26 protein-coding genes and 1 tRNA gene are annotated in these 26,135 nt (G+C 69.6%); 18 read left to right on the top strand and 9 right to left on the bottom strand.

All coding sequences use genetic code 11. The features are described from left to right. Positions 1-59: 59 nt before the first annotated feature. The 8 genes from JYK18_RS07000 (at position 60) to JYK18_RS06965 (ending at position 9,360) form a co-directional block, all read left to right on the top strand. On the top strand, positions 60-1,013 hold the full coding sequence (locus JYK18_RS07000; RefSeq protein ID WP_206801331.1) for a Ppx/GppA phosphatase family protein: 954 nt from the start codon (positions 60-62) through the stop codon (positions 1,011-1,013). Positions 1,014-1,159: 146 nt separating this feature from the next. Then, entirely contained in the window at positions 1,160-2,791 is a 1,632-nt protein-coding gene (locus JYK18_RS06995; RefSeq protein ID WP_242578990.1) for an ABC transporter substrate-binding protein, read from the top strand. Between the two features lies 1 nt (position 2,792). After that, complete coding sequence (locus tag JYK18_RS06990) at positions 2,793-3,719, top strand: ABC transporter permease (RefSeq protein WP_206801330.1); 927 nt, start codon at positions 2,793-2,795, stop codon at positions 3,717-3,719. After that, the gene (locus JYK18_RS06985) at positions 3,712-4,617 is read left to right on the top strand and encodes an ABC transporter permease (protein ID WP_206801329.1); all 906 of its coding nucleotides are present in this window, start codon (positions 3,712-3,714) and stop codon (positions 4,615-4,617) included. Before JYK18_RS06990 ends, JYK18_RS06985 begins: the two co-directional genes overlap by 8 nt. A gap of 6 nt (positions 4,618-4,623) precedes the next feature. Continuing rightward, positions 4,624-5,607, top strand: a complete 984-nt coding sequence (locus tag JYK18_RS06980) for an ABC transporter ATP-binding protein (RefSeq protein WP_206801328.1) — start codon at positions 4,624-4,626, stop codon at positions 5,605-5,607. After that, positions 5,600-6,598 (top strand): ABC transporter ATP-binding protein, encoded by a 999-nt coding sequence (locus JYK18_RS06975; RefSeq protein ID WP_206801327.1) that lies wholly within the window; start codon positions 5,600-5,602, stop codon positions 6,596-6,598. The genes JYK18_RS06980 and JYK18_RS06975 overlap by 8 nt, the downstream gene beginning before the upstream one ends. Before the next feature lie 89 nt (positions 6,599-6,687). Further along, entirely contained in the window at positions 6,688-8,415 is a 1,728-nt protein-coding gene (locus JYK18_RS06970; protein WP_307795802.1) for a S8 family serine peptidase, read from the top strand. Between the two features lie 105 nt (positions 8,416-8,520). Next, positions 8,521-9,360: an SAM-dependent methyltransferase gene (locus JYK18_RS06965; RefSeq protein ID WP_206801326.1), complete on the top strand. Its 840-nt coding sequence runs from the start codon at positions 8,521-8,523 to the stop codon at positions 9,358-9,360. On the opposite strand, the gene JYK18_RS06960 is transcribed toward JYK18_RS06965, so the two are convergent. Further along, positions 9,357-10,820: a S10 family peptidase gene (locus tag JYK18_RS06960; protein ID WP_206801325.1), complete on the bottom strand. Its 1,464-nt coding sequence runs from the start codon at positions 10,818-10,820 to the stop codon at positions 9,357-9,359. The two genes, JYK18_RS06965 and JYK18_RS06960, sit on opposite strands and share 4 nt — an antisense overlap. Before the next feature lie 27 nt (positions 10,821-10,847). Between JYK18_RS06960 and JYK18_RS06955 the strand changes: the two genes are divergently transcribed. The 6 genes from JYK18_RS06955 to JYK18_RS06930 all read left to right on the top strand — a co-directional run bounded on the left by JYK18_RS06955 (position 10,848) and on the right by JYK18_RS06930 (position 14,305). Then, positions 10,848-11,540: a uracil-DNA glycosylase gene (locus tag JYK18_RS06955; RefSeq protein ID WP_206801324.1), complete on the top strand. Its 693-nt coding sequence runs from the start codon at positions 10,848-10,850 to the stop codon at positions 11,538-11,540. After that, positions 11,537-12,079 (top strand): GNAT family N-acetyltransferase, encoded by a 543-nt coding sequence (locus JYK18_RS06950; protein WP_206801323.1) that lies wholly within the window; start codon positions 11,537-11,539, stop codon positions 12,077-12,079. Before JYK18_RS06955 ends, JYK18_RS06950 begins: the two co-directional genes overlap by 4 nt. A gap of 189 nt (positions 12,080-12,268) precedes the next feature. Then, positions 12,269-13,591, top strand: a complete 1,323-nt coding sequence (locus JYK18_RS06945; RefSeq protein ID WP_206801322.1) for an NAD(P)/FAD-dependent oxidoreductase — start codon at positions 12,269-12,271, stop codon at positions 13,589-13,591. A 43-nt stretch (positions 13,592-13,634) separates the two neighbouring features. Then, positions 13,635-13,708, top strand: a tRNA-Leu gene (locus tag JYK18_RS06940). A 41-nt stretch (positions 13,709-13,749) separates the two neighbouring features. After that, on the top strand, positions 13,750-13,959 hold the full coding sequence (locus JYK18_RS06935; RefSeq protein WP_206801321.1) for a hypothetical protein: 210 nt from the start codon (positions 13,750-13,752) through the stop codon (positions 13,957-13,959). 7 nt (positions 13,960-13,966) lie between these two features. Then, positions 13,967-14,305, top strand: coding sequence for a DUF3024 domain-containing protein (locus tag JYK18_RS06930; RefSeq protein ID WP_206801320.1), 339 nt, complete (start codon positions 13,967-13,969; stop codon positions 14,303-14,305). Here JYK18_RS06930 and JYK18_RS06925 read toward each other — a convergent pair. Both JYK18_RS06925 and JYK18_RS06920 read right to left on the bottom strand, forming a co-directional pair. Next, positions 14,302-14,949 carry a response regulator transcription factor gene (locus JYK18_RS06925; protein ID WP_206804057.1) on the bottom strand — a complete coding sequence of 216 codons (648 nt, stop codon included), beginning with the start codon at positions 14,947-14,949 and terminating at the stop codon, positions 14,302-14,304. The genes JYK18_RS06930 and JYK18_RS06925 overlap by 4 nt on opposite strands. A gap of 52 nt (positions 14,950-15,001) precedes the next feature. After that, complete coding sequence (locus JYK18_RS06920) at positions 15,002-16,201, bottom strand: sensor histidine kinase (RefSeq protein ID WP_206801319.1); 1,200 nt, start codon at positions 16,199-16,201, stop codon at positions 15,002-15,004. Positions 16,202-16,370: 169 nt separating this feature from the next. Here JYK18_RS06920 and JYK18_RS06915 point away from each other — a divergent pair, with 169 nt between their 5' ends. Further along, complete coding sequence (locus JYK18_RS06915; RefSeq protein ID WP_307795801.1) at positions 16,371-16,982, top strand: MmpS family transport accessory protein; 612 nt, start codon at positions 16,371-16,373, stop codon at positions 16,980-16,982. 76 nt (positions 16,983-17,058) lie between these two features. Here the strand turns inward: JYK18_RS06915 and JYK18_RS06910 are convergent, their stop codons facing one another. Further along, positions 17,059-17,769: an aspartate/glutamate racemase family protein gene (locus tag JYK18_RS06910; protein WP_206801318.1), complete on the bottom strand. Its 711-nt coding sequence runs from the start codon at positions 17,767-17,769 to the stop codon at positions 17,059-17,061. Continuing rightward, entirely contained in the window at positions 17,766-19,181 is a 1,416-nt protein-coding gene (locus JYK18_RS06905) for an NCS1 family nucleobase:cation symporter-1 (protein WP_206801317.1), read from the bottom strand. Before JYK18_RS06905 ends, JYK18_RS06910 begins: the two co-directional genes overlap by 4 nt. A 148-nt stretch (positions 19,182-19,329) precedes the next feature. Here JYK18_RS06905 and JYK18_RS06900 point away from each other — a divergent pair, with 148 nt between their 5' ends. Next, positions 19,330-19,986, top strand: coding sequence for a GntR family transcriptional regulator (locus JYK18_RS06900; RefSeq protein ID WP_206801316.1), 657 nt, complete (start codon positions 19,330-19,332; stop codon positions 19,984-19,986). Here JYK18_RS06900 and soxR read toward each other — a convergent pair. Both soxR and JYK18_RS06890 read right to left on the bottom strand, forming a co-directional pair. After that, entirely contained in the window at positions 19,983-20,417 is a 435-nt protein-coding gene (gene soxR / locus JYK18_RS06895) for a redox-sensitive transcriptional activator SoxR (RefSeq protein ID WP_206801315.1), read from the bottom strand. The genes JYK18_RS06900 and soxR overlap by 4 nt on opposite strands. A gap of 14 nt (positions 20,418-20,431) precedes the next feature. Further along, positions 20,432-20,845: a MerR family transcriptional regulator gene (locus tag JYK18_RS06890; RefSeq protein ID WP_206801314.1), complete on the bottom strand. Its 414-nt coding sequence runs from the start codon at positions 20,843-20,845 to the stop codon at positions 20,432-20,434. 52 nt (positions 20,846-20,897) lie between these two features. On the opposite strand from JYK18_RS06890, the gene JYK18_RS06885 reads away from it, so the two are divergent. Continuing rightward, positions 20,898-21,983: an alkene reductase gene (locus JYK18_RS06885; protein ID WP_206801313.1), complete on the top strand. Its 1,086-nt coding sequence runs from the start codon at positions 20,898-20,900 to the stop codon at positions 21,981-21,983. On the opposite strand, the gene JYK18_RS06880 is transcribed toward JYK18_RS06885, so the two are convergent. Then, entirely contained in the window at positions 21,946-23,001 is a 1,056-nt protein-coding gene (locus JYK18_RS06880) for a cell division protein DivIVA (RefSeq protein ID WP_206801312.1), read from the bottom strand. The two genes, JYK18_RS06885 and JYK18_RS06880, sit on opposite strands and share 38 nt — an antisense overlap. A gap of 48 nt (positions 23,002-23,049) precedes the next feature. Next, the gene (locus tag JYK18_RS06875; protein ID WP_206801311.1) at positions 23,050-25,044 is read right to left on the bottom strand and encodes an SDR family oxidoreductase; all 1,995 of its coding nucleotides are present in this window, start codon (positions 25,042-25,044) and stop codon (positions 23,050-23,052) included. 192 nt (positions 25,045-25,236) lie between these two features. Here JYK18_RS06875 and JYK18_RS06870 point away from each other — a divergent pair, with 192 nt between their 5' ends. After that, positions 25,237-26,055, top strand: a complete 819-nt coding sequence (locus JYK18_RS06870; RefSeq protein ID WP_206801310.1) for a Bax inhibitor-1/YccA family protein — start codon at positions 25,237-25,239, stop codon at positions 26,053-26,055. Positions 26,056-26,135 lie beyond the last annotated feature (80 nt).

The raw sequence follows: 26,135 nt of genomic DNA, 5'->3' as shown, positions 1-26,135 counted from the left end.
TAGGGCGAATGCCCACCAGCCCGCACGGGCCGGTGGGCATTCGTCGTTAGGGTGGTCCCATGCCTCGTGTTGCCGCCATCGACTGTGGGACCAACTCCATCCGCCTGCTCGTCGCCGAGCTGACCGAACGCCACGACGGCACGGTCGACCTGCGCGACCTGCACCGCGAGATGCGCATCGTGCGGCTCGGGCAGGGGGTGGACGCCACCGGCAGGCTCGCCCCGGAAGCACTGGAGCGCACGCGTGCCGCGCTGGCCGACTACACCGTCGCCGCTCGCCGCAAGGGCGTGGAGAAGGTGCGGATGGTGGCCACCTCGGCCACCCGCGACGCGAGCAACCGCGACGAGTTCTTCGCGATGACCCGCGAGGTGCTGGGCACCGAGGCCGAGGTCATCAGCGGCGACGAGGAGGCCCGCCTGTCCTTCACCGGCGCGGTGGGCGAGCAGGACCCCGAGGACGGCCCGTTCCTGGTGGTCGACGTCGGCGGTGGCTCGACCGAGCTGGTGCTGGGCACCTGGGACGGCAAGCGCGCCGAGGTGCTCGCCGCGCGTTCGGTGGACATCGGCTGCGTGCGGATCACCGAGCGCACGCTGAAGTCGGACCCGCCGACCGCCGACGAGATCACCGCGGCGCACAAGCTGGCCACCGAGGTGCTCACCGAGGCGTTCGAAGCGGTGGACGTGTCGCGGGCGAACTCCTGGATCGGCGTCGCGGGCACCGTCACCACGCTTTCCGCGGTGGCGCAGGAACTCCCGCAGTACGACAACGAGCGCGTGCACCTGTCGAAGCTGTCCCGTGCCGACATCGACCGCCTCGCCGAGAACCTGCTGAGCGTGGACCACGCGGTGCGGGCGGCGAACCCGGTGATCCACCCGGGCCGGGTGGACGTGATCGGCGGGGGCGCGGTGATCGTGCGGGCGCTGGCCGAGCAGTTCGCCGCCCGCGGCGGCCCGGCCGAGCTGGTCGTCAGCGAGCACGACATCCTCGACGGGATCGCGCTTTCGCTGGTGTGACAAGTGCGGTAAACGGTTTACGGCATTCAGCGGGTTCACGTTGCTCCGTTGGTGTAATGCTGACGGAGCAATGTGGATCATCGTGATTCTTTCGCAATGATTTGCGTCTGTGGTCTGGCTCACCCACCGGGCTAGCCTGCCGGTTCATGAAGGCGCGAATGCGGACGACGGTGGTCTTGGCGGCGGCGACCCTGCTGCTGAGTTCGTGCGGTGGCGGCGGGGACGACGCGCCGGGCACGGGGAACACCGAAGGGGCGATTTCGGTGTTCAACACCGAACCGGAGAACCCGCTGGTTCCCGGCAACACCACCGAATTCGGTGGCGGGCAGGTGATGGACGCGATGTTCACCGGCCTGATCGACTACGACCAGCAGACGACCGAGGTGAAGAACGCGGTCGCCGACTCGATCACCGACGTGGACTCGAAGGTCTACACCTTCAAGCTGAAGCCGGGCTGGAAGTTCCACGACGGCACCGACGTCAAGGCGAAGAACTTCGTCGACGCGTGGAACTGGACCGCCTACGGCCCCAACGCCACGCAGGGCGCGCCGTTCTTCTCCGACATCCAGGGCTACGACGAGGTCAACCCGGCCGACCCGGACGGCAAGAGCGGCCCGCAGCCGGCCCCGGCGCCGACCACGGACAAGATGTCCGGGCTCAAGGTCATCGACGACACCACCTTCGAGGTGACGCTGAAGAACTCGTCGCCGGTGTTCAAGGTCAAGCTGGGCTACGAGGTGTACTCGCCGCTGCCGGACTCGTTCTTCGCCGACAAGGCCGCCTTCGAGGCCAAGCCGATCGGCAACGGGCCGTTCAAGTTCGTCTCGCGCCAGGTCGGCGCCGACGTCAAGCTGACCAGGTTCGACGAGTACGCGGGCATGGACAAGCCGAAGTTCAAGGACCTGACCTTCCGCGTCTACCAGAGCCGTGAGGCCGCCTACCCGGACCTGGTCGGCAACCAGCTCGACTTCATCGAGGAGCTGCCGCCGAACGCGCTGGCCGGGCAGCAGCACAAGACCGACCTCGGCGACCGCGTGGTCGAGCGCGACTCGCTGATCAACCAGACGCTGGCCTTCCCGCTGTACCAGGAGAAGTACAAGAACCCCGACCTGCGCAAGGCGATCTCGATGGCGATCAACCGCGAGGAGATCACCACCCGCATCTACGAGGGCAGCCGCCAGCCCGCCGACGGCCTGGTGCACCCGCTGCTCAAGGGGTACCAGAAGGGCCAGTGCGGCGAGCTGTGCACGTTCAACCCGGAGAAGGCGCGCGAGCACCTGGCGAAGTCCGGCTTCACCGGCACGCTGAAGATCATCAGCAACTCCGACGGCGGGCACAGCGAATGGGCCACCGCGGCGGCGAACAGCATCAAGAACACGCTCGGCATCGAGTGCGTCTTCGAACCGGCCACCAGCCTCGGCGACTTCCGCGGGAAGATCAACGCCCGCGAGATGACCGACATGTACCGCGCCGGCTGGGTCGCCGACTACCCGTCGATCGAGAACTTCCTCAACCCGATCTACCGGACCGGGGCCTCGTCGAACGACGGCGAGTACTCGAACCCCGAGGTCGACGCGAAACTGGCCGCCGCGGACACCGCGTCCTCGGAGGAGGAGAGCATCAAGCTCTACCTCGAGGCCGAGAAGATGATCCTGAACGACCTGCCGTTCGTTCCACTGTGGACGCAGAACACCATCGGCGGCAAGAGCGACCGGCTGTCCTCGGCCAAGCTCAGCGCGTTCCGGAAGCTGGACCTGACCAGCGTCGAAGTGGCCTGAGTTGGGCCGGTACGTGCTGCGGCGGCTGCTGCAGATGGTGCCGGTGTTCCTCGGCACCACCTTCGGCATCTACCTGCTGGTGTGGGCGCTTCCCGGCGATCCGTTCGCCGGGAAGTGCGGGGAACGGGACTGCCCGGACTCCTTCGTCGCGGCGATGAACGAGAAGTACAACCTGGACGACACGATCTTCGTGCAGTACGGGAAGTACCTGTGGAACCTGCTGCGCGGGGACTTCGGCGAGACCTTCTCCGGGGTGCCGGTGAGCGAGCTGATCGCCAACGCCTACCCGGTGACGCTGCGGCTGGCACTGGTGGCGCTGGCGGTCGAGGCGCTGATCGGGGTCACCGCCGGCGTGGTCACCGGCCTGCGGCGGCGGGGTTTCCTGGACAGCCTGGTGCTGGTGTCCACGCTGTTCCTGATCTCCATCCCGGTTTTCGTCACCGGGTACGTGCTGCAGCTGCTGCTCGGGCTGGAGTGGGGGATCATCAACCCGACCGTCTCGTCGAAGGCGGGTTTCGGTGAGCTGATCGTGCCCGGGTTCGTGCTGGCCAGCCTGTCCATGGCCTACGTGGCCCGGCTGACCAGGGCGAGCATCGCCGAGACGCGCCGCGCGGACTACGTGCGCACGGCGGTGGCGAAGGGCCTGCCGCAGTCGCGGGTGGTCGGTGTGCACATGCTGCGCAACGCGGCGCTGCCGGTGATCACCTTCCTCGGCACCGATCTCGGCGCGTTCATGGGCGGCGCGATCGTCACCGAGGGCATCTTCAACATCCCCGGCATCGGCGGGCTGATCTTCAAGTCCATCCAGTCCAAGGAGGGCGCCACGGTGACCGGGCTGGTGGTCCTGCTGGTGCTGGTCTACCTGGTGATGAACCTGCTCGTCGACCTGCTCTACGGCGTGCTCGACCCGAGGATCCGCTATGACTGACCCGGCCACCGCGGCGACCGGGGTGTCGTCCCGCCCCCGCGGCCTGTTCAGCGACGCGTGGCGCGAACTGCGGCGGCGGCCGATGTTCTGGATCTCCTCGTCGGTGATCCTGCTGATCGTGGTGATGGCGTTGTTCCCGACGCTGTTCACCTCGGCCGACCCGAACCTCGGCGATCTGGGGCGGCAGCGGCAGGCACCCTCGTCGGCGGCCTGGTTCGGTTACGACAACCAGGGTTACGACATCTACGCGCGGGTGATCCATGGCGCGCGGGCGTCCATTGTGGTCGGTGTGCTGGCCACGCTGGGCGTGGTGCTGCTCGGCGGCGTGTTCGGCATCCTGGCCGGGTACTACGGCGGCTGGCTGGACACGGTGATCTCGCGGATCGCGGACGTGTTCTTCGGGCTGCCGTTCGTGCTCGGCGCGATCGTCATCCTGACCACGCTGAACTCCGCCGGGGACGCCGGCGCGGTGCGGATCGTGGTGCAGGTGGTGCTGTCGATCGCGTTGCTGTCTTGGCCGGTGTCGCTGCGGATCATGCGCTCGGCGGCGATCACCGCGAAGCAGCAGGACTACGTGAAGGCGGCGCGGGCGCTGGGCGCGAGCGGCGGGCGGATCATCTTCCGCCACCTGCTGCCGAACTGCCTGGCGCCGGTGCTGGTCTACGCGACCATCGCGCTCGGCGCGTTCATCGGCGTCGAGGCGACGCTGTCCTACCTGGGCATCGGGCTGCGGCCGCCGGTGGTCTCGTGGGGCGTGATGATCAACGACGCGCGGAACTACGTGCGCGCCGCCCCGCACCTGCTGCTGTTCCCGGCCGGTTTCCTGGTCACCACCGTGCTGGCCTTCGTCATGCTCGGCGACGCGGTGCGCGAAGCCCTCGACCCGCGGACCCGGTGATCCACAATGGACAGACTGCTGGAGATCGACGACCTGCGCGTGGAGTTCCGCACGCCCGACGGGGTGGCGAGCGTGCTCAACGGGGTGAGCTACCACGTGGACGCGGGGGAGACCCTGGCCGTGCTGGGGGAGTCGGGGTCGGGCAAGAGCGTGACCGCGCAGGCGGTGCTGGGGATCCTGGACACGCCGCCGGCGGTGGTCACCGGTGGCGCGATCCGGTTCCACGGCGAGGACCTGCTGGCGGTGGGTGCCCGTCGCCGCCGGGAGGTGCGCGGTGGCGGCATCGCGATGATCTTCCAGGACGCGCTGTCCGCGTTGAACCCGGTGTTCACCGTGGGCTTCCAGATCGAGGAGCAACTGCGGTTGCGCAAGGGCCTGAGCCGCCGGGCGGCGCGGGCGCGGGCGGTGGAGCTGCTGGACCAGGTGCACATCCCGAACGCCGCGGCGCGGGTGCGGGAGTACCCGCACCAGTTCTCCGGCGGGATGCGGCAGCGGGCGATGATCGCGATGGCGCTGGCGCTGGACCCGGAACTGCTGATCGCCGACGAGCCGACGACCGCGCTGGACGTGACCGTGCAGGCGCAGATCATGGACCTGCTGGCGGAGATCCAGGCGGAGCGCCGGATGGGCCTGGTGCTGATCACGCACGACCTGGGGGTGGTCGCCGAGGTGGCCGACCGGATCGCGGTCATGTACGCCGGGCGGATCGTCGAACAGGCCGACGTGCACACGTTGTTCCGGGCCCCGGCGCACCCGTACACCGCGGCGCTGATGAACTCGCTGCCCCGCCTCGACCTGAAGGGGCAGAGCCTGGAGACGATCAGCGGGCTGCCGCCGAGCCTGCTGGACATCCCGCCGGGTTGTCCGTTCCACCCGCGCTGCAAACGAGCGGAGCACGTGTGCTCGACGGACCTGCCGCCCGTGGCGGAGCCGGAGGCTGGCCGGTACAGCGCCTGCCACTTCGCCACCGAGGTGATGCACGGTGACTGAGCCCATCCTCCGGGTCTCCGGCCTGGTCAAGTACTTCCCGGTCCGCACCGGCGTCGTGGTCAAGCGGACCGTCGGGCAGGTCAAGGCCGTCGACGGCGTCTCCTTCGACCTCGCCCCCGGCGAGACGCTCGGCATCGTCGGCGAGTCCGGTTGCGGCAAGTCGACGCTCGCCCAGGTCCTCTTGCGACTCGAAGAACCCACGGCGGGCCAGGCCTTCTTCGAGGGGCGCGACATCTTCGCCATGCGCGGCGCCGAGCTCCGGCGGCTCCGCCGCAACATCCAGATCGTGCTCCAGGACCCGTACACCTCGCTCAACCCGCGCATGACCGTCGGCGACATCGTCGGCGAGCCCTTCGAGATCCACCCCGAGGTGGCCCCGAAGGGCGACCGGCCGGCCAAGGTGCGCGAGCTGCTGGAGGTGGTCGGGCTGAACCCCGAGCACCTCAACCGCTACCCCCACCAGTTCTCCGGCGGTCAGCGCCAGCGCATCGGCATCGCCCGCGCGCTCGCCCTGCGGCCCAAGGTGATCATCTGCGACGAACCCGTTTCGGCGCTCGACGTGTCCATCCAGGCGCAGGTGATGAACTTGCTGGAGGACCTGCGTGCCGAATTCGGATTGTCCTATGTGTTCATCGCCCACGACCTTTCCGTGGTCCGGCACCTGTCCACCAGGGTCGCGGTGATGTACCTCGGCCGGATCGTGGAGATCGGCACCGAGGACGACATCTACAACCGGCCGTCCCACCCGTACACCCAGGCGCTGTTGTCCGCCGTTCCGGTAGCCGACCCGTCACTGCGCGGTCACCGCCAGATCATCCGGCTGGAGGGCGATGTGCCCAGCCCGGTCGATCCGCCCTCCGGCTGTCCATTCCGGACACGCTGCTGGAAGGCGCAGGACGTCTGCGCCACCGAGGAACCCGCACTCGAACTCCGCACCGGCGGCCATTCCAGCGCCTGCCATTTCGCCGAAGAACGCCACGTCGTTCCCTGAGAGGGCGCGCACCCTCTAACTTTCGTCGGTATTCGAATTCGGTTGCACGCCGTAGATTCCGCCTGTTCCCTGTGTAGGAGGAATTCAGCGTGAAGAGAAGCAAGTTCCTGTTCGCGGCGCTCGCCGTGCCGCTGGCCGGTGGGGTGCTGGCCGCGCCGGCCGTCTCGGCGCAGCCGGAGCTGTCCGGCGCCGCGACCGAGTTCACCGTGCTGGCCGCGCCGGGGCAGAGCGCCGCCGACGCCGAGCAGGCGGTCCGCGACGCGGGCGGCACCGTGGTGAAGTCCAACGCCGCGATCGGCCTGGTCACCGCGAGCGCGCCGGTGAACGGCTTCAGCGAGCGGGTTTCCGCCGACCCCGCGGTCTACGGCGCGGCCAAAGCGCAGGCCATCGGCCACGCCCCGGTGCGCGACGCCGCGCCCAAGGCGGACGTGGTGGAGAAGGAGGCCCAGCGCGGCCAGCCGGCGAAGAAGGGCAAGCCGAACGCGCCCGCCCCGGTCGGCACCGACCCGCTGGACGAGCAGCTGTGGGGCCTGAAGTCGGTCCGCTCCGACCTGGCGCGCACCGTCCAGCCCGGCGACAAGCGGGTCAAGGTCGGCGTGCTGGACACCGGCGTCGACGGCACCCACCCGGACATCGCGCCGAACTTCGACGCGGCGCTCTCCCGCAACTTCGTCCGCGACATCCCGGCCGACGAGGCGGGCAACGTGGTCGACGGCCCGTGCGAGTTCCGCGGCTGCGTCGACCCGGTCAACCACGACGACGGCGGGCACGGCACCCACGTGGCGGGCACCATCGGCGCCGCGGCCAACGGCTTCGGCCTCTCCGGCGTCGCGCCGAACGTGAGCATCGTGAACGTGCGCGCCGGCCAGGACTCGGGCAGCTTCTTCCTGCAGCCGGTGGTCGACGCGATCACCTACGCCGGTGACGCGCGGCTCGACGTGGTCAACATGAGCTTCTTCGTGGACCCGTGGCTGTACAACTGCCAGGCCAACCCGGCCGACTCGCCGGAGCGCCAGCGCGAGCAGCGCACCATCACCGAGGCGGTCAACCGCGCGCTGGACTACGCGCACGGCAAGGGCGTGACGCAGGTGGTCTCGCTCGGCAACCAGCACAGCGACCTCGGCGCCCCGCAGCCGGACAAGGTCAGCCCGAACTTCCCGGCGAACACCAACTACCAGCGCGACATCGACAACGCGTCGTGCGTCACGCTGCCGGTCGAGGGCAACCACACGATCGGCGTCTCCGCGTTCGGCCCATCGCAGGCGAAGGCGGACTACTCGAACTACGGCGTCGAGCAGATCTCGGTGTCCGCGCCGGGTGGTTACTACCGCGACTACTTCGGCACCCCGTGGTTCTCCACCGTGGAGAACCAGATCCTGTCGACCTACCCGCGCAACGTCGGGGCCGCCGAGGGCATGATCGACGCGGACGGCAACCTGACCGAGGACGGCGTCAAGGCCGGGGTGCGGAAGGCGACCGCGGCGGACGGCCGGGTCGGCTACTACCAGTGGCTGCAGGGCACGTCGATGGCCTCACCGCACGCGACCGGGGTCGCCGCGCTGATCGTCTCCCAGTACGGCAAGCCCGGCCGGGGCGGGTTCGGCATGGACCCGGACGCCGTGCAGCGCGTGCTCGAGGGCACCGCGGCGAAGATCGCCTGCCCGGTGCCGCGGACCGTGGACTACCTGGACGAGGGCCGCGACGCGAGCTTCACCGCCACCTGCACGGGTGACACGGCGTTCAACGGCTTCTACGGCCACGGCGCCGTCGACGCCTACACCGCGGTGACGCACGGCAAGGAGCACCTCCGCGGGTAAGGAATTCCCCAGAAGTCGTGGGTGCCGGGGAAGTACTGGCACCCACGACTTTTGTCCGGTTGTGGGGTAGAACTGTCCCCACACCGCGTCCAGGATGGGAGTCCGATGACCGCCAGCGATGCCGCCCGCCTCGGTGACTCGATCGACAAGGTCTCCGTCGGCCGCGTCTACGACTACCTGCTCGGCGGCAGCCACAACTACGCCGCCGACCGCGCGTTCGCCGACGAGCAGATGAAGGCGCTGCCCGACATCAAGCGCTTCGCCAGGTCCAACCGGGCCTTCCTCGGCCGCGCGGTGCGGTACGCGGTGGACTCGGGCATCCGGCAGTTCGTCGACATCGGCTCGGGCCTGCCCACCCAGGGCAACGTGCACGAGGTCGCCGAGGAGGCGGCGCCGGGCGAGTGCCGGGTGGTCTACATCGACAACGAGCCGATCGCCCGCGCGCACGCCGAGATCCTGCTCGAACGCACCGCCGACCCCGAGCGCCACCGCGCCATCGACGCCGACTTCTTCGACGGGCCGCAGCTGTGGCGCCGCGTGCAGAACACCGGGCTGATCGACGAGACCCAGCCGGTGGCGCTGCTGCTGGTGGCGTTGCTGCACTTCATGCCGGACGACACCAAGCCGCACGAGACGCTGCGCTACTACCTCGACCGGCTGCCCGCCGGGAGCATGGTGGCGATCTCGCACATCCACGTGGACCCGAAGGACCTGGCCACCATCGCCGCCGGGGACAAGGTCGCGGCGGCCTACCGCAAGCAGACCAACAACCCGGCCGTCCCGCGGCCGAGGCCGGACATCGAGGCGTTCTTCCAGGGCCTCGAACTCGCCGACCCCGGCCTCGTCTGGCTGCCGCAGTGGCAGCCGGACGGGGACGAGCTCTTCGCCAACCAGCCCGAGAAGTCCCGCGGCCTGGCGGGCGTCGGCTGGAAGACCACCACCTAGTCGGTGCCGGGCACGGCCGACCGGATGAACGCGGCCAGGTCGGCCGCCTGCCGCACCCGCGACGGTTCGTGCACGTACATCATGTGCCCGGCCGGGTAGTACGCCCGGTCGATGTTGGCGTGCAGTTCCTCGGGGATCTCCAGGTGCGCGAGCACGTTCTCCGAGCCGTAGTACGGGGTCGCGCCGTCGTAGTGGCCGAAGGCGACGTGCACCTTCAGGTGCGGGTTGGCCCGCATCGCCGCGCTCAGCGAGCGCACCGCGGACACCGCGCGGCCCTCGAAGTCGCTGTAGGACCACTGCTGGAACACGTTCATCGACAGGATCTCGTACGGCAGATCGCTCTGGTAACCGAGTTCGGCGCGCACGTAGTGGTTGAACGCGGCCGAGTAGGCGCCGATGATCCGTGAGATCGAGGCGTCGTCGCTCATGCTCTCGCGGCCGCCGTCCGGCTCCCAGGTGGTGAACCGGCCGTCCATCCGGCCGACGGTCAGGCCGCGCTCGCGCAGCAGCTCGGTGAAGAACCGCACGTGCTCGATCCGCAGGTTGACCCGGTCCACATAGGACTCGCTCAGCCCGGTCAGCCGGGCCAGCTCGCGCACCGCGCCTGCCCGCTCGTCGGCGGTCAGCCGGGCACCGCGCTGCAGCGCCCACGGCAGGTCGCGGGCGGCGAACGCCTCGGCCTCGGCGAGCACCTCGTCGAGCGGCCGGTCGCCGTGGAACCCGTGGTAGTGCGCGATCGCCGCGTAGGTGGGCAGGAAGCTGACGTAGGCCTGCTCGTTGCCCTCGGTGAACCGGATCGAGCCCATGTCCAGCACGGACGAGATGAGCAGCAGCCCGTTCAGGTACATGCTGTGGCGGTCCTGCAGGTGCGCCGCCAGCGCCGCGGCGCGCAGCGTGCCGTAGGACTCACCGGCCAGGAACTTCGGCGAGAGCCAGCGCCCGTTGCGCGAGGTCCACAGCCGGATGATCTCGCCGACGGACTCCACGTCCGGGGTGAAGCCGAGGTAGTCCTTCGGCTTCTCGCCGGTCGCCGCGCGCGAGTAGCCGGTGGAGACCGGGTCGATGAACACCAGGTCGCTGTGTCGCAGCAGGCTTTCCGGGTTGTCCGCGAGGCCGTACGGCGGCGGGGCGGGGGAGTCGACGTCTCCGGAGATCACCCGGCGCGGGCCCAGCACCCCCAGGTGCAGCCAGACGCTCGAAGAACCGGGTCCGCCGTTGAACGCGAAGGTCACCGGGCGGGTCGCCGGATCGGCGTCGTCCAGCGTGTAGGCGGTGAGGAAGACCTCGGCCTTGGCCAGGTGCCCGTCGAACTTGCCGTCGGTGAGCACCTCCTTCTTCAGCACGATCCGGCCGGTCTGGGCGGTGTAGGCCAGGTCCCCCAGCGTGTGCGTGGTGGTGACCAGGTCGTCGCTGGGCTCGGGCGGCTTGGTTTCCTCTTCGGTTTTATCTGTTTCCGGCATGCTTCGAATCTAGATCACAATGGTGGGATGACCCTGGCCGAGATGGACGCCGAACTGATCGACTGCCGGGCCTGCCCGCGGTTGGTCGAATGGCGCGAGCAAGTGGCCGAGACGAAGCGCGCGGCCTTCGCCGGCGAGACGTATTGGGGCCGCCCGGTACCCGGGTTCGGGCCCGCCGACGCGTCGCTGGGCATCGTCGGACTGGCGCCGGCCGCCCACGGCGCGAACCGGACGGGCCGCATGTTCACCGGCGACCGCTCCGGCGAGGTGCTGTACCGGGCGATGTACGACGTCGGCCTGGCCACCCAGCCGGAGGCGCACCACATCGGCGACGGCCTGGAGCTGATCGGCACGCGCATCACGTCGCCGGTGCACTGCGCGCCGCCCGCGAACAAGCCGACCCCGGCCGAGCGCGACACCTGCGGGCGCTGGCTGGCCAGGGAGCTGGAACTGCTGCGGCCCACCCTGCACGCGATCGTGGTGCTCGGCGGTTTCGGCTGGCAGGCGCTGATGCCGGTGCTGGCCGCCGCCGGGTGGGAGGTCCCGCGCCCGCGCCCGAAGTTCGGCCACGGCGTGCGCGTCGTCCTGGACGGGCCGACGGAGCTGCAGGTGTTCGGCTGCTTCCACGTCTCGCAGCAGAACACCTTCACCGGCCGCCTCACCCCGGCGATGGTGCGCGAGGTGCTCACCCGCGCCAAGACCGCGGCGGGCATCCCGTGAGGCCGCCGGAAGAAGTCGCCGGCGAGCGCGTGCACCTGCGGCGCTGGTCCACCGGCGACGCCACCGAACTGCAGCGCGTGGTCGAGGAGGCCCAGGAGCACCTGAAGCCCTGGCTGGTCTGGGCCTACGGCGACTACCGCGCGGCCGACTTCCTCGACAAGGTCGACGAGCAGTGGGAAGCGGGTACGGCCTATCCCTACGCGCTGCGCGTCGACGGCCGGATCGTCGGCTCGATCGGGATGGAGCGCCGCATCGGACCCGGCGGCATCGAGATCGGCTACTGGCTGCACCCGGACTGGACCGGCCGCGGCCTGATGACCGAGGCCGTGGCGGCGCTGGTGCCGGTCGCGTTCGCGCTGCCCGACGTCGACCGGATCCAGATCTGGCACGACGAGGCCAACGAAGACAGCGGCGCCGTACCCCAGCGGCTGGGCTTCACCGAGGTCGCGCGGCACCGTCCGCCCAGGGAGGAACCGCGGCCGGGGATGGCCGGTACGGACGTGGTCTGGGAGCTGGGGGTGAGTTCGCTCACCCGATAGCGGAGAGTGGTGAAACCGCCCGAAAACACCCGGTACGGGTTTATTCTGGTCTTACTCGATCTACGCTCCGTGGTTGCCCGGTTACCCGGAGCCCCGACGTGCTGAATCGTTCAATCTTCGGTGGCGACGCTGGTCACAGCAGCGCGGGGTACACGAGCGAGGGCCCCGGATGGGTGCGACCATGGACTCATGGCAGCGAAGTCGGAACCGGCTCGGATCCTCGTCCTCGGCGGCGGATATGTCGGTCTGTACACGGCGTTCGGGCTCCAGAAGATGCTGCGGGCCAACGAAGCGTCCGTCACCGTTGTGGACCCCCAGCCGCACATGACGTACCAGCCCTTCCTCCCGGAGGCGGCGGCCGGTGCGATCGAGCCGCGGCACGTGGTGGTCCCGTTGCGGCGCGTGCTCAAGCGGTGCCACGTGCTGACCGCGCGCGTCACCAAGATCGAGCACGAACGCAAGTCCGTCACCGTCGAGGCGGCCGACGGCCACATCGAGCAGCTGTCCTACGACGTGCTGGTGGTCGCACTGGGCGCGGTGGCGCGCATCCTGCCCATCCCCGGGCTCGCCGAGGAGGGCATCGCCTTCAAGACCATCGGCGAGGCGATCTACCTCCGCAACCACGTGCTGACCAAGCTCGACCAGGCGGCCAGCACGCTCGACCCCGAGCTGCGCAAGCGACTGCTGACCTTCACCGTGGTCGGTGGCGGGTTCGCGGGCATCGAAGCGCTCGCCGAGCTCGAGGACATGACCCGCTTCGCGACCAGGTACTACGAGAACATCGAGCCGTCGGACATCCGGTGGGTGCTCGTCGAGGCCGCGGGCCGCATCCTGCCCGAGGTCCGCGAGACGCTCGGGGTGTGGACCGTGGAGCAGCTGGAGAAGCGCGGCATCGAGGTCTACCTGTCGACCGCGGCGAAGTCGTTCGAGAACGGGCACGTGGTGCTCTCGGACGGCACCGAGTTCGACAGCGACACGATCATCTGGACGGCCGGCGTGAAGGCCAACCCGGTGCTGGCCGACTCGGACCTGCCGCTGGACAAGCGCGGCCGGCTCGAAGCGACCGCGGCGCTGCAGGTGGTCGGGCACCCCGACGTGTGGACCGCGGGCGACAACGCCGCGGTGCCGGACCTCGCGCGCACCGAGGAGGACCCCTCGGCCACCTGCCCGCCGAACGCGCAGCACGCGGTGCGCCAGGCGCGGTTGATGGCGAAGAACATCATCAAGGTGCTGCGTGGTGGTCAGCCGAAGGACTACTACCACAAGAACCTCGGTGCGGTCGCCGGGCTGGGCCTGCACAAGGGTGTGGCCGACGCGCTGAACCTGAAGATCAAGGGCTTCCCGGCCTGGGTCTTCCACCGCGCGTACCACGTCAAGGCGATGCCGACGTGGAACCGGAAGATCCGGATCTTCTTCGACTGGGTCTTCGGCGGCCTCCTGCGGCGCGAGGTCGTGTCGCTCGGGCAGATCAACAACCCGAAGGACGAGTTCACCAGGGCCACGAAGTCCTGACCTGAGCTGCGGGAGCCGGGCCCGGCCGCCTAGGCTGGGCCGTGCCCCCGTAGCCCAATCGGCAGAGGCAGTCGACTTAAAATCGACCCAGTGCGGGTTCGAACCCCGTCGGGGGCACTGGTTGACCCCGGCCGTGCCCGGTCGGGAGAATGCGGCCCATGGTGGGTGTGCGCTGTTTTGCCGCGGCGGTGCTCGGGCTGGCGTTCCTGGGGATCGGCGTGCTGGTGGTGACCCAGGGGCCGGGCCCGTCCTATCGCTGGAGCGGCGAGGCCGCGATCTCCGCCGGGGTCGCCTGCCTGGCGGTGATGGTGGTGGGCCTGCGGGACCGCCCCCGCCGGCGCACGGTGGAACTCCCCAAGATCGACTAGGGCGGACATGGCTGGAATTCCGGACTTCGCTTTCCGGCAGGTCGAACGCTGGTGCGCGGAACGGGTGCCGGCCGCGGTCCGGGACCAGGTCCGGGTGCGGTGCGCCCGGCGCGGGCGCTCGGTGACGATCGTGGAGCAGCGGCCGCCGTGGCGGTCCGAACCCGGCGCCGAGTGGGTCGAGCAGAAGATCGCGCAACTCCGGCTCGACGAGACCGGGACGTGGTCGGTGCGCTGGGCGGACCGCGACGGTCGGTGGCTGTCCTATCCCGGGGCGCCCACGGCCGAGTCGCCCGTGCCGCTCCTCGAGGAGATCGACCGCAACCCGAACGGCGTGTTCTGGGGTTAGGGCACCACGAGCCCGGCTTCGTAGGCGAAGATGGTCAGCTGCACCCGGTTCGCCGCGTTGATCTTGGCGAAGATGCGGGTGATGTGCGTCTTCACCGTCGCCTCGCTCAGGTGCAGTTCGGCGGCGATCACCGAGTTCGGCTTTCCCTGGGCGACCGCGGTGACGATCTCGCGCTCCCGTTCGGTCAGCGTGCCCAACCCGGTCATCGCCCGGTGGCGCCGCGGGTTGGACTGCGCCGAGACGAAGTGCCCGATCAGTTTCTTGGTGGCACGCGGCGAAAGCATCGCCTCACCGGCGCCGACCACGCGCACCGCGTCGATGATCTCCTGCGGGGAGCACTCCTTCAGCAGGAACCCGCTCGCCCCCGCGCCGAGCGCGTCGAACACGTACTGGTCCAGGTCGAAGGTGGTCAGCACGAGCACCTTCGGCGGCCGGGGGAGCGCGGTCACCGCGGCGGTCGCGGCCAGCCCGTCCATCCGGCGCATGCGGATGTCCATCAGCACCACGTCCGGCGCGTGCGCGGTCACCTTCGCGACCGCCTCGTCCCCGTCCCCGGCCTCGCCGACCACGGTGATGTCCCCGGTGCTGCCCAGGATCATGGACAGCCCGGTGCGGACCATCGCGTCGTCGTCCACGAGCAGCACACGTAAGGGGCGCTGGGTCACCCGGTCATGCTAGTGGGCGCGGTCGGAACCACTAGTGCGGCTCCCAGGGCAGCCACGCCCGGAGGGCGAAAAGGCGCTCCTCGGTCGGGCCGGCGCTCACGCTCCCGCCCAGCAGCGACACCCGTTCGCTCACCCCGGTCAACCCGGTCCCCGAGCCCGGCGACGGTTCGGGGGCGGCCGTCGGCAGCGGGTTCACCACCTCGATCGACAGGCCGACACCGGGTTCACCACGGACGGTCACGTCCGCGGGCGCGCCCGGCGCGTGCCGCAGGACGTTGGTGAGTGCTTCCTGGACGATCCGGTAGACCGTGGTGCCCAACTGCACGGGGGCGGCCGCCGCCTGGTCGAGGATGATCGTGGCGCTCGCCGCGAGGCCGGACTGCCGGGCCCCGGCGATCAGCTCCGGCAGGTCGGCGAGTGTCGGTTGTGGACGTTCCGGCGCCTGCGGCCCGGGCTCCTGCTCGCCGAAACCCTGGCCGTCGCGCAGTACGCCGATCACCTGCCGAAGGTCCTCAAGGGACTGTCGGGCGGTGGTCCGGACGGTGCGCGCGACTTCGCTCGAACACTCGGCGTCCGAGCTGACTTCCAGTGCTCCCGCCTGAAGTGACAACAGGGACAGCCGGTGTCCCAGCACGTCGTGCATTTCGCGGGCGATCCGCGTGCGCTCGGCCCGGCGCGTCATTTCCGCGCGCAGTTCCTGTTCCTGCGCCTCGCGCCGGGCGAGATCACCGCGCACCCCGCGCACGATCCCCACGGTGAGCGCGATCGCGGTCATGAACGCGGCCAGCAGGAGAATGCCGATGATCTGCCCGAGGCTGTGCCGCGTCCCCACGATCGCGCCGGCGATCGACACCTCCTCGTGCCGGTTGGCGTCCCTGGCCAGCGCCAGCGCGGTCGCCGAGTACACCGAACCGGCACCGGCCCACAGCCAGACGTCTCGGCGGGCGGCGGCCAGTGCGGCGAGTGCGATCAGTGCGGCGAGGGCGTCCGCACCGAGCAGGAGTGACGGCACGAGCGCGATCCCGGTGACCACCAGCGGCCACTGGTGCCGCCAGCACAGCATGACGGCCGCGGCGATGGCGGTCAGGAAGCTCAGCGTCGACCAGGTATTCGGCACGAAGGTGTCGGCATCGGGCAGGTAACCGGTCGACGCGAAAACGAAGATGCTGCTGATCACGCTCGCGGTCACCGCGAGCACGGTGATCAGCACGCCAAGTACACGCCGGGCCATGAAATCAAGCGTACGCAGGGAAAGCGCGGCCGCTCATCAGCGAAAGGGCTTACCCGGGGCGGAGAAGTGACGACTTTTGTCGTAACGCGGTTAGGCTCCAGTACGACGCGGTGGAGTCCGTTCGGGTGATTGCATCCTTTTCGCCAGTTCATTCGAAAGGAACATCCCCGTGACCCAGCAGACCCCCTACCCGCCCGCCATGCCGTACCAGGGGCAGCCGCCGCAGCAGCAGCCGCCGCGCAACGGCATCGGCATCACCGGTTTCGTGCTCGGCCTGGTGGGGCTCATCTTCTCGCCGATCCCGTTCATCGGCGTGATCGCCTGGCCGCTGGTGATCCTCGGCCTGATCTTCTCGATCCTCGGTGTGGTGCGGGTCAACAAGGGCGTGGCCACCAACAAGGTGCTGTCCATTGTGGGCATCGTGGCCTCGGTGCTCGGCCTCGGTGTGTGCATCGCCTGGATCTTCATCTTCAACTCGGCGGTCAACGAGGTGCAGGACGAGTACAACCGCACCGCCGCGGTGACCTACGACGTGACCGGTACCGGGTCCAATGTGGAGGTCACCTACGGCGAGGCGCTGAACCCGCAGAGCGAGACGGTTTCCACGCTGCCGTGGAGCAAGCAGACCGAGAACAAGGGCATCATCAAGGGCGGCATGCTCACCGTGATGGCGGACGAGAACGGTGGGGACATCACCTGCAAGATCACCGTCGACGGTGCCGTGGTCGCGGAGAACACCGCCTCCGGCCCGTTCGCGGTGGCTGTCTGCACCGGAGCCTGATTCGCTGTCACCGCCCCGAGAAAATGGGCGTTGCTCGCACCCCTCGCGCGAGCGACGCCCATTTTTCGGTTCGCCGCTAGGGATGCCACCGCCGGGATTTGGGGAGGGGCGGCGCATACGAGCCGATCCGGCTGGTTCGCAGGGACAAAGCCGCGCACGACTCGGCGAGGCGGATCCCGGCGGCCACCCCGTCCACCACCGGGACGCCGAGTTCCGTGCTGATCCGGCGGTCCATTCCGGTCATCCCGGCACAGCCGAGCACCACGACCTCCGCGCCCCGGTCGCGCACCCGGCGCGCCGCGGTGATCAGGGCCGAGGTCGTGCGCTGGGAATCCCCGAGTTCCAGGACCCCGAGGCCCGTGCCTTCGACGCCGACGCAGTTCGACAACACGCCCGCGGTGTGCAGGCTGTCCTCGATCATCCCCACCGTTCTGTCCAAAGTGGTCACAACGCCGTACCGCCGCCCCAGCAGGCAAGCCAGGTGTGCGGCGGCTTCGGTGATGTCGACGACCGGAATGCCCAGCAACTCCCGCGCGCCCTCGCGGCCGTGTTCACCGAAACCCGCCAGCACCACGGCGTCGTACGCGCTCTCGTCGATGCCCCGCAACAGGTCCAGCACCGCGGCCGCGCTGAGAAAGCTGTCCAGCCAGCCTTCCGCCGATTCCGGGCCCCACGACGGGGTCATGGCCACGATCTCCGTACCGGGGCTCGCCGCCGCGCGCGCCCCGGCTTCGATCTCCTTGGTCATGCTCTCCGTGGTGTTGCAGTTGGTCACCAGGATCCTCATCGGGCCAGCACCCGGTAGGCCACCCCCGCCGCCGCGGTGCCGATGAACCACGAATACGGCGCCGCCGGGGCGAAGAACGGGACCAGCGCGATCACCGCGCTCAACGCCGCCGTCGGCACGAACACCCACAGCGCCACCGGGTTCACGCCCCCGCGGTAGTGGTACGGCGAATCCGGCGATCCGTCGAACAGCTTCGCCACGTCCACCGCACCGCGCTTGATCAGGTAGTAGTCGACGATCATGATGCCGAACAACGGCCCGAGGAACGCGCCGAGCCCGCCGAGGAAGTAGTTCACCACGGCCGGCGACGAGTACAGCTTCCACGGCAGCACGCACAACGCGGCCACCGCGCTGATCATGCCGCCGACCTTGAAGCTGATCCGCTTCGGCCACATGTTCGCCAGGTCGTAGGCGGGCGAGACGAAGTTCGCCACGATGTTCACGCCCATGGTGGCGATGGCGAAGGTCAGCGCGCCGACCACCAGCACCGCCGTGTTGTCCACCCGCGCCAGCAGCGCGGCCGGGTCGGTGATCGCCTCGCCGAACACCTCCAGGCTGCCCGCGGTGACGATCACCGACAGCAGCGCGAAGGCCGTCGAGTTGATCGGCAGGCCCCAGAAGTTCCCGCGCCGCACCGTTTTCTGGTCCGGGGTGAACCGCGAGAAGTCGCAGAAGTTCAGCATCAGCGTGCCGTAGATGGCCAGGATCAGCCCCACCGCGCCGAACCACTGGCGGAACTGCTCACCCACCGACAGCGGCGTCGGGCTGGAGGTCAGCGAGATGTTCCAGTCCGCGGCGAACAGGATCCACACCGCCAGCGCGATCATCACCACCCAGATCGCCGGCCCGCACCAGTCCTGGAACTTGCGCACCGACTCCATGCCGCGCGTCAGCACCAGCGCCTGCGCCAGCCACAGCGCGATGAAGCACGCCCAGCCCAGCGCGTGCAGGCCGAGGAAGCTCACCCGCGTCCACGACTCCATCGCCGGATCGATCGCCAGCACCAGCACGGTGATCGCCACCGAGGCGAGATAGGTCTGGATGCCGTACCAGAAGATCGCGATGACCGCGCGGATCAACGCGGGCAGGTTGGCGCCGAAGGTGCCGAAGCTGATCCTGGCCACCACCGGGAACGGCACCCCGGTGCGCTGCCCGATCCGGCCCATCAGGTTCATCCCGAAGTAGATGATCACGAAGCCGAACAGCAGTGCGGTGAACACCTGCCACGCGGACAGGCCGAGCACGAAGAGCCCGGCGGCGAAGGTGTAGTTGCCGAGGTTGTGCACGTCCGACATCCACAGCGCGAAGATGTCGTAGACCTTCCACTTCCGCTCGCGGGCGGGAGCGAGGTCCTCGTTGTACAGGCGGGGGTCCTGCCGGAGGTCCGGCGCGGGGGTGCCGACAGCGGTCACAGTGCCTCCCGGTCTTCCCGGATGGGCGTTTGGTATCCCAAACTTTGGTATCCCAAATGTGACGCACGACAAGCCTGCCGTCAATGGGCGCCGCGATAAACTCTGGTAACGGCCGGTTACGGCCGTGTTGAGCGGGGCAGGGGAGCGAGTGGACACCGACACGGCGCGGCAGCCGCTGGCCGCGGTGCGGCAGCGCGTGCGCGACGAGCTGCGCGAGCGCATTCTCAACGGCCGCCTGAAACCGGGGGACCGGCTCGTCGAGCGCGACCTCGCCGAGGACCTCGGCGTCTCGCGGGTCCCGGTGCGTGAGGCGATCCGCAGCCTGGAGGCGGACGGCTTCGTGGTGGTGCAGTCACCGCGCCGGGTGGTCGTCCGCCAGCTGTCCAAAGTGGACGTCGAGGAGCTGTTCGACGTGCGCGAGGCGCTGGAGTCCATGGCCGCCGCGCGCGCCGCCGAGCGCGCGGACGGGGCCGGGCTGCGGGCCCTCGAAAAACTCCTGGTGCAGGCGGGTCGCGCCACCGCGGCGAACAAGCCCGCCCGCATCGCCGAGCTGAACAGCCGGTTCCACGAGGAGATCATCGCGCTGGCGGGCAACAGCCTGCTCTCCACCGTGATGCAGCCGCTCGCCGACCGGCTGCACTGGCTGACCAGTCAGAACGAGCACTGGTCCGACCTGCTGGCCGAGCACCGCGAGCTGTACGAGGCCATCGCCTCCGGCGATCCCGAACGCGCCAGGACCTGCGCGCTGGAACACGTGCGGACCAACCGCGAGGTCACCCTCCAGCAGCTCTTCCCGAACGCCTAAAGGCGGCGCGGACCCGGGCCGAGCGCGGCGAGCTTGTCCTCCGGGTTCATCAGCTGGCACTGGTCGAACGACAGGCAGCCGCAGCCGATGCACTCGGTGAACCGGTCGCGCATCCGCTCCATCTTCTCGATGCGGCTGTTCAGCTCCCGGCGCCAGCACTCCGACGCCCGTTCCCAGAACTCCTTGGTGGGCGGGGAATCCGCGGGCAGGAAGTCGAGCACCTCGCGGATCACCGCCAGCGGGATGCCGACGCTCTGCGAAGCCCGGATGAACGCCACGCGCCGCAGCACGTGCCTGCCGTAGCGCCGCTGGTTCCCGCTGGTGCGCCGGCTCCGGATGAGCCCTTCGCGCTCGTAGAAGCGCAGTGCCGACGCGGGCACCCCGCACCGCTCGACCATCTCCCCGATGGTCAGTTCCTGGGCAACGGCCATGCGGGCAGCGTAGCTCAACTAATGTTCAGGTCGACCGCGCCACGGGGCCCGCGGGTGACCGGCACGCAGCGGTCGGCCGAACCGTTCGACGCGGCCAGCACGCGTTCGAGGATGCCGAGCGAGGTCTCCAGTTCGGAGATCTGCCCGCGGATCCGCTGCTTCGCCACCTCGAGGTCCTTCGCCAGTCCCGGCCCCGGCACGATGTACTCCGCCGTGCCGTCCACGCACGGCAGCAACTGCGCGATCTTGCTGCTGCACAGCCCGGCCGAGTAGAACAGCTGGATCTGCACCACCTTGGCGACGTCGCTCTCCTGGAAGCAGCGGTACCCGTTGGCGTCGCGGCCGGGCTTGAGCAGGTGCTCTTCCTCGTAGTAGCGCAGGGCCCGCACACTGACCCCGGTGCGCCGCGACAGGTCACCGATCCTCATGGGGAGAGATTAGCTTGACCCTCACGCCGATGTGAGGGTTTAGCTTCGCGGCATGCCTACCGAAAGCCCCCTGCTGCGCCCCTACCGGACCGGCGCGCTCGCCCTGCCGAACCGCGTCGCGATGGCCCCGATGACCCGCGGCCGCGCCGACGACACCACCGGCGTCCCGCACCCGCTGACCAGCCTGTACTACGCCCAGCGCGCCTCCGCCGGATTGATCGTGACCGAGGGGATCTGGCCGGTGCTCGCCGGCAAGAGCACGCCCGGCGTGCCCGGGATCGTGACCACCGAGCAGGTCGAGCGCTGGCGCGAGGTGACCACCGCGGTGCACGCGGCGGGCGGGCGGATCTTCGCCCAGCTGTGGCACGCCGGACGCGTCAGCCACCCGTCGCTGATCGGCGAGCAGACCGTGGCGCCGTCGGCGGTGCGCGCCGAAGGCCGCGTCTACGTCAAGGGCGGCTGGACCGAGACGACCACGCCGCGGGCGCTGACCGCCGACGACCTGGCGCGGATCACCGAGGAGTTCGTCACCGCCGCGCGCAACGCGATCGACGCCGGTTTCGACGGCGTCGAACTGCACGGCGCCAACGGGTACCTGCTGCACGAGTTCCTCGCCGACAACACGAACCTGCGCACCGACCGCCACGGCGAGCGGATCCGGTTCCCGCTGGAGGTCACCGAAGCCGTGGTGGCCGCGATCGGCGCGGACCGGGTCGGCTACCGGATCTCGCCGGGCAACCCGGAGAACGACCTGGTCGAGGCGGACTGGCCGGCGGTGTACGGCGACCTGCTGCGCGAGTTCAACCGGCTCGGGCTGGCGTACCTGCACGTGGTGGCCACCGACGAAGCGGTGTTCCCGGTGATCCGGCCGCTCTGGCACGGACCGCTGATCGGCAACCTGCACCTGGGCCCGCCGTCCACCCGCGAGGACGCGGAACGGCTGGTCGAGGCCGGACTGGTCGACGTGGTCGCCTTCGGCAGGCTGTTCATCGGCAACCCGGACCTACCGGGCCGCTTCGCCTCCGGCGCGCCGCTGGTGGAGGTCGACAAGCACCAGCACTACGGCTCCGCGCTGGACGGTTACGTCGACTTCCCGGCGGTCACGACGACGCGCTCGCCTTCTCCGGTTCCGGCTTGACGCCGTTGCCGTTGCCGTTGCCGTTCCCGTTCGACGACGGCTTCTCCGCTTCCTTCTTCTCGGCGGGAGCGGGCGGGGTGTCCTTGGCCGCGTCGGCGGGAGCGGTGATCGACTCGTCGGCCTCGTCCTCGATCGGGTCGAGCGCCTCGGCGTTGCGGCTGAGCACCTCGTCGGCCGCGCGCAGCCGGGCCAGCGCCTGCTGCTGCAGCTCGGAGAGCTTGTTCACCTTGGTGGTGGCGTCGTTCGTGCGGCGCTCGGCGTCGCGGGTGGCCTCGTCGACCAGGCGCTTGGCCTCGGCGGTGGCCTCCTCGACCCGGCGCTTGGCTTCCGCGGTCGCCTCGGACAGCCGCCGCTCGGCCTGCTGCTTGCTCGCCTGGCGCTGATCGGCGACGTGCTTCTCCAGCGCCGCGTGGTCGGCGGCGTGCTTGGCGTCGAACTCCATCTCCAGCGAGCGCCGCTTGCGCTCGGCCTCGATGTCGAGCCGCTCGCGGTGGCGGGTGGCGTCCACGGTCAGGCGCTGCACCTCGGCGCGGGTGGCGTCCAGCGCGGCGCGCTGCTCGCGCTGGATGGCGTCGGCCTGCTTGTCCACCTCGGCCAGCAGCTTGGTGTAGCGCTCGCGCAGCTTGTCCGCGGCTTCGGTGGTGGCCGTCCAGTGGCTTTCGGCGGCCACCTTCGCGCGCTGGGTGATCTCCTCGGCGCGCATCTGGGCCAGCTTGACCGAGCGCTGCATCCGCTCGTCGAGGTCCTCGAGCCGCTCCGGCGGCTTCTTCAGCTCCTCCACCCTGGCGTGCAGGTTGCTGATCTCCCGGCGGGCGTTCTCCAGCTCCCTGGACAGCGTGCTGGCCTGCGCCATGGCCGAATCGCGATCGGCCATGACCCGGCGCACCTGTGCCTCGACGTGATCCAGGTACTGCAGCACCTGGCTGCGATCGAACCCGTGCCACGCCTGTCCGTATTCACGACGGAGGGGGAGGAATCCGGTTTCGCGTTCGGAGGACCGTCCAGCACTTCCAGCCATGGCCTCGACGTTACCCGCGCCGCCGACCGCGTCCGCGTTCGACCTGCCCTACCAGTGGAATCCCTTGGTCAATTTCGCCAGTGCGGTGGCCGCCCTGGAGAGGTGACGTTCGCCACGGCCGATCTTGAGCCCGCCCTCGCCGCCGGCCGCCGCGGAGTCCGGGAAGATGCGGAAACCCTGGTACGCCACGGCATCGGTGAGTCCCGGCGTGAGCGTGTAGGCCAGCCCGATGGCCTGGCCGATCGGCGTGCCGATGTGCTTGGGCCGCTCCTTGAGCGCCTTGAGCACCATGTCCGCCGCCTGATCGGGTGATTTCGTCGGGAACGCGTCGTAGATCTTGGTCGGCCGGATCATCGGCGTGCGCACCAGTGGCATGTGGATGGTGGTGAAGGTGATCCCGTCGCCGTGGGTTTCGGTGGCGGCGATGCGCGAGAAGTAGTCGAGCGCGGCCTTCGACGCGGCGTACGCGGAGAACCGCGGCGCGATGCCCTGCACGCCGATCGAGGACACGTTCACGATGTGCCCGAACTTGCGCTCCGACATGTGCGGCAGCACGGCGAGGATGAGCCGGACCGCGCCGAAGTAGTTGATCGCCATCGCGCGCTCGTAGTCGTGCATGCGGTCGTAGGACAGCTTGATCGACCGGCGGATCGACCGGCCGGCGTTGTTGACCAGCATGTCGATCCGGCCGTGCTCGGCGAGCATGGCGTCGACCGCCTTGTGCACCGACTCCTCGTCGGTCAGGTCCGCCGGGTACACCGAGGCGTGCCCGCCGGCGGCGATGATCTCGTCGCGGACCTCCTCCAGCTCGTGCTGGCGCCGCGCCACCAGCAGCGGCACACCGCCCTGCTCGGCGACCTTCAGCGCGGTCGCCCGGCCGATGCCCGACGACGCGCCGGTGATCACCACGCGGCGGCCGTCCAGTTCCCCGCGCGGGCCGTGCTTGCGCGCGCGGAACGGGTCGAGGTGCTCGCGCCAGTAGCGCCACAGCGCCGGCGCGTAGTCCTCCAGCCGCGGCACCTCCACCCCGGACCCGGCCAGCGCCTTGCGCGTGCTCGCCGAGGAGAACACCGACGGGAAGGTCATCGTGTCCAGCAGCACCGGCGGGATGCCGAGGCGTTCGAGCACCGCGTCCCGCGCGATCGACACGCCGGGGATGTTCTCGCTGAACCGGACCAGCTTGAGCACCCCGCGCGAGAGGCGCTCGTCGAGTTCGGTGCTGATCTTCGGTGCGCCCGCCGCACCGGCGAAGGCGTTGTAGACGTCGGTGACCGGCTGGGGTTCCGGGTTGACCAGGTGGAAGACCTGGCCGTCCAGCCCGGGCTTGAGGCTCAGCTCGACCAGCGCGTCGGCCACGTAGTCGACCGGGACCAGGTTGGTGTCGCCGATGTCCGGGCCGACCAGCGGCAGGCTCGGCAGCGAGGTGAGCCGCGCGATGGCCGGGAAGACGTAGTACGGGCCGTCGATCTTGTCCATCTCGCCGGTGCGCGAGTGGCCGACCACCGCGGCGGGCCGGTAGATCCGGTACGGCACTTCGTGCTGCTCGCGGACCAGTCGCTCGGCCTCGAACTTGGTGCGGTGGTACGGCGTGGGCAGGCGCTGCCCGGCGTCGAACATCTCCTCGGTGAACACGCCGTCGTAGTCACCGGCGACGGCCACCGAGGACACGTGGTGCAGGCGGCCGGCCCGCAGGTCGGCGGCCAGCGCGAGCACCTGCGCGGTGCCTTCGACGTTGGCGCGGACGCTCTCCTCGTCGTCGGCGGTGAGGTCGTAGAGCGCGGCGAGGTGCATCACGTGGTCGACCTGGCCGCGGAGCTCGTCGCGGGTGGCTTCGTCCAGGCCGAGCAGCGGTTCGGTGAGGTCACCGGTGACCAGTTTCACCCGTTCGGCGTGCGGCCAGCCGTCGACGAGCGCGGCCAGCCTGGCCCGGGAGGACTCGCGGACGACGAGTGTGACCGAGCCGACCTCCTCGCGGGTCAGCAGGAGCCGGGTGAAGTGGCGGCCGATCAGCCCGGTCGCCCCGGTCACCAGGAAGGTCGCCATTTTTCCTCCAGAATTCGCCCCGGACGTGCATTGTGCCACCTGGGCAGGGGTACAACCGTGATCAAAGGTCCCTAGTGTGTGGTGCACCGGCGCTGTCCGGTATGAGTAAAGTTGTCTTTACCCGACGGGAACCGGCCGGCACGCGCGGTCGTTATACCCGATGCAAGGTGCCAGTAGATCCAGGAGGATCAGGTGCGTTCCAGCAGCAACCCCGCGTTCCGGCGCTTGCCCGTGGGCAACGGAACCCAGTACGGGTCGAACATGGGCTTCGGCCAGCCGCAGGGTGGCGTGCCGGGCTACGGCCCGCCGCAGGCTCCGGCCGGCTCCGCCGACCGGCCCATGACCGTCGACGACGTCGTCATCAAGACCGGGATGAGCCTCGGCGTCGCGCTCATCACCGGGATCATCACCGCGATCTGGGCGCAGTCCCAGGCCGCGGTCAACGCGATGGGCCCGATCCTCGGCGCGATGATCGGCGGCATGCTCGTCGGTCTGGTGATCTCGCTGGTCATCATCTTCAAGCAGAAGCCGAGCGGGCCGCTGACGCTGGCCTACTCGGCCGCCGAGGGTGTTTTCCTCGGTGCCATCTCCGGGCTGTTCGAGATGCTCTACCCGGGCATCGCGCTGCAGGCCATCATCGGCACCGCCGGTGTGTTCATCACCATGCTGGTGGTCTACAAGACCGGCGCGGTGAAGGTCACCCCCAAGCTGACCAAGTGGATCATCGGTGCCGTGGTCGGCGCCGCGATCCTGATGCTGGTCAACCTGGTGACCAGCTTCTTCGGCTTCAACCCGCTGCGTGACGGCGGCCCGATCGCGATCATCTTCAGCCTCGTGGTGATCGGCATCGCGGCGTTCAGCTTCCTGCTGGACTTCGACCAGGCCGACCGGATGATCCGCGAGGGCATGCCGTCGAAGTGGGCCTGGTTCGCCGCGTTCGGCCTGATGACCACGCTGGTCTGGCTGTACCTGGAGATCCTGCGCCTGCTCTCGTACCTGCAGAGCGACTAGCGGCTCCCCGCTTCGGAAGGGCGGCATCCGGCTCCGGCCGGGTGCCGCCCTTTTCGCGTGCGCGTCCGTCGCACTCTGTG

It is taken from the genome of Amycolatopsis sp. 195334CR (assembly GCF_017309385.1).
Lineage (GTDB): Bacteria > Actinomycetota > Actinomycetes > Mycobacteriales > Pseudonocardiaceae > Amycolatopsis.
The sequence above is the reverse complement of the archived record's forward strand: the minus strand, read 5'-3'. Positions and strand labels throughout refer to the sequence as shown.

Bases quoted from the DNA above. Each gene is read 5' to 3' on its own strand.
- JYK18_RS07000 (WP_206801331.1), top strand. From the start codon at position 60: ATGCCTCGTGTTGCCGCCATCGACTGTGGGACCAACTCCATCCGCCTG.
- JYK18_RS06995 (WP_242578990.1), top strand. From the start codon at position 1,160: ATGAAGGCGCGAATGCGGACGACGGTGGTCTTGGCGGCGGCGACCCTG.
- JYK18_RS06985 (WP_206801329.1), top strand. From the start codon at position 3,712: ATGACTGACCCGGCCACCGCGGCGACCGGGGTGTCGTCCCGCCCCCGC.
- JYK18_RS06980 (WP_206801328.1), top strand. From the start codon at position 4,624: ATGGACAGACTGCTGGAGATCGACGACCTGCGCGTGGAGTTCCGCACG.
- JYK18_RS06965 (WP_206801326.1), top strand. From the start codon at position 8,521: ATGACCGCCAGCGATGCCGCCCGCCTCGGTGACTCGATCGACAAGGTC.
- JYK18_RS06960 (WP_206801325.1), bottom strand. From the start codon at position 10,820: ATGCCGGAAACAGATAAAACCGAAGAGGAAACCAAGCCGCCCGAGCCC.
- JYK18_RS06955 (WP_206801324.1), top strand. From the start codon at position 10,848: ATGACCCTGGCCGAGATGGACGCCGAACTGATCGACTGCCGGGCCTGC.
- JYK18_RS06945 (WP_206801322.1), top strand. From the start codon at position 12,269: ATGGCAGCGAAGTCGGAACCGGCTCGGATCCTCGTCCTCGGCGGCGGA.
- JYK18_RS06935 (WP_206801321.1), top strand. From the start codon at position 13,750: ATGGTGGGTGTGCGCTGTTTTGCCGCGGCGGTGCTCGGGCTGGCGTTC.
- JYK18_RS06930 (WP_206801320.1), top strand. From the start codon at position 13,967: ATGGCTGGAATTCCGGACTTCGCTTTCCGGCAGGTCGAACGCTGGTGC.
- JYK18_RS06920 (WP_206801319.1), bottom strand. From the start codon at position 16,201: ATGGCCCGGCGTGTACTTGGCGTGCTGATCACCGTGCTCGCGGTGACC.
- JYK18_RS06910 (WP_206801318.1), bottom strand. From the start codon at position 17,769: ATGAGGATCCTGGTGACCAACTGCAACACCACGGAGAGCATGACCAAG.
- soxR (WP_206801315.1), bottom strand. From the start codon at position 20,417: ATGGCCGTTGCCCAGGAACTGACCATCGGGGAGATGGTCGAGCGGTGC.
- JYK18_RS06890 (WP_206801314.1), bottom strand. From the start codon at position 20,845: ATGAGGATCGGTGACCTGTCGCGGCGCACCGGGGTCAGTGTGCGGGCC.
- JYK18_RS06885 (WP_206801313.1), top strand. From the start codon at position 20,898: ATGCCTACCGAAAGCCCCCTGCTGCGCCCCTACCGGACCGGCGCGCTC.
- JYK18_RS06880 (WP_206801312.1), bottom strand. From the start codon at position 23,001: ATGGCTGGAAGTGCTGGACGGTCCTCCGAACGCGAAACCGGATTCCTC.
- JYK18_RS06875 (WP_206801311.1), bottom strand. From the start codon at position 25,044: ATGGCGACCTTCCTGGTGACCGGGGCGACCGGGCTGATCGGCCGCCAC.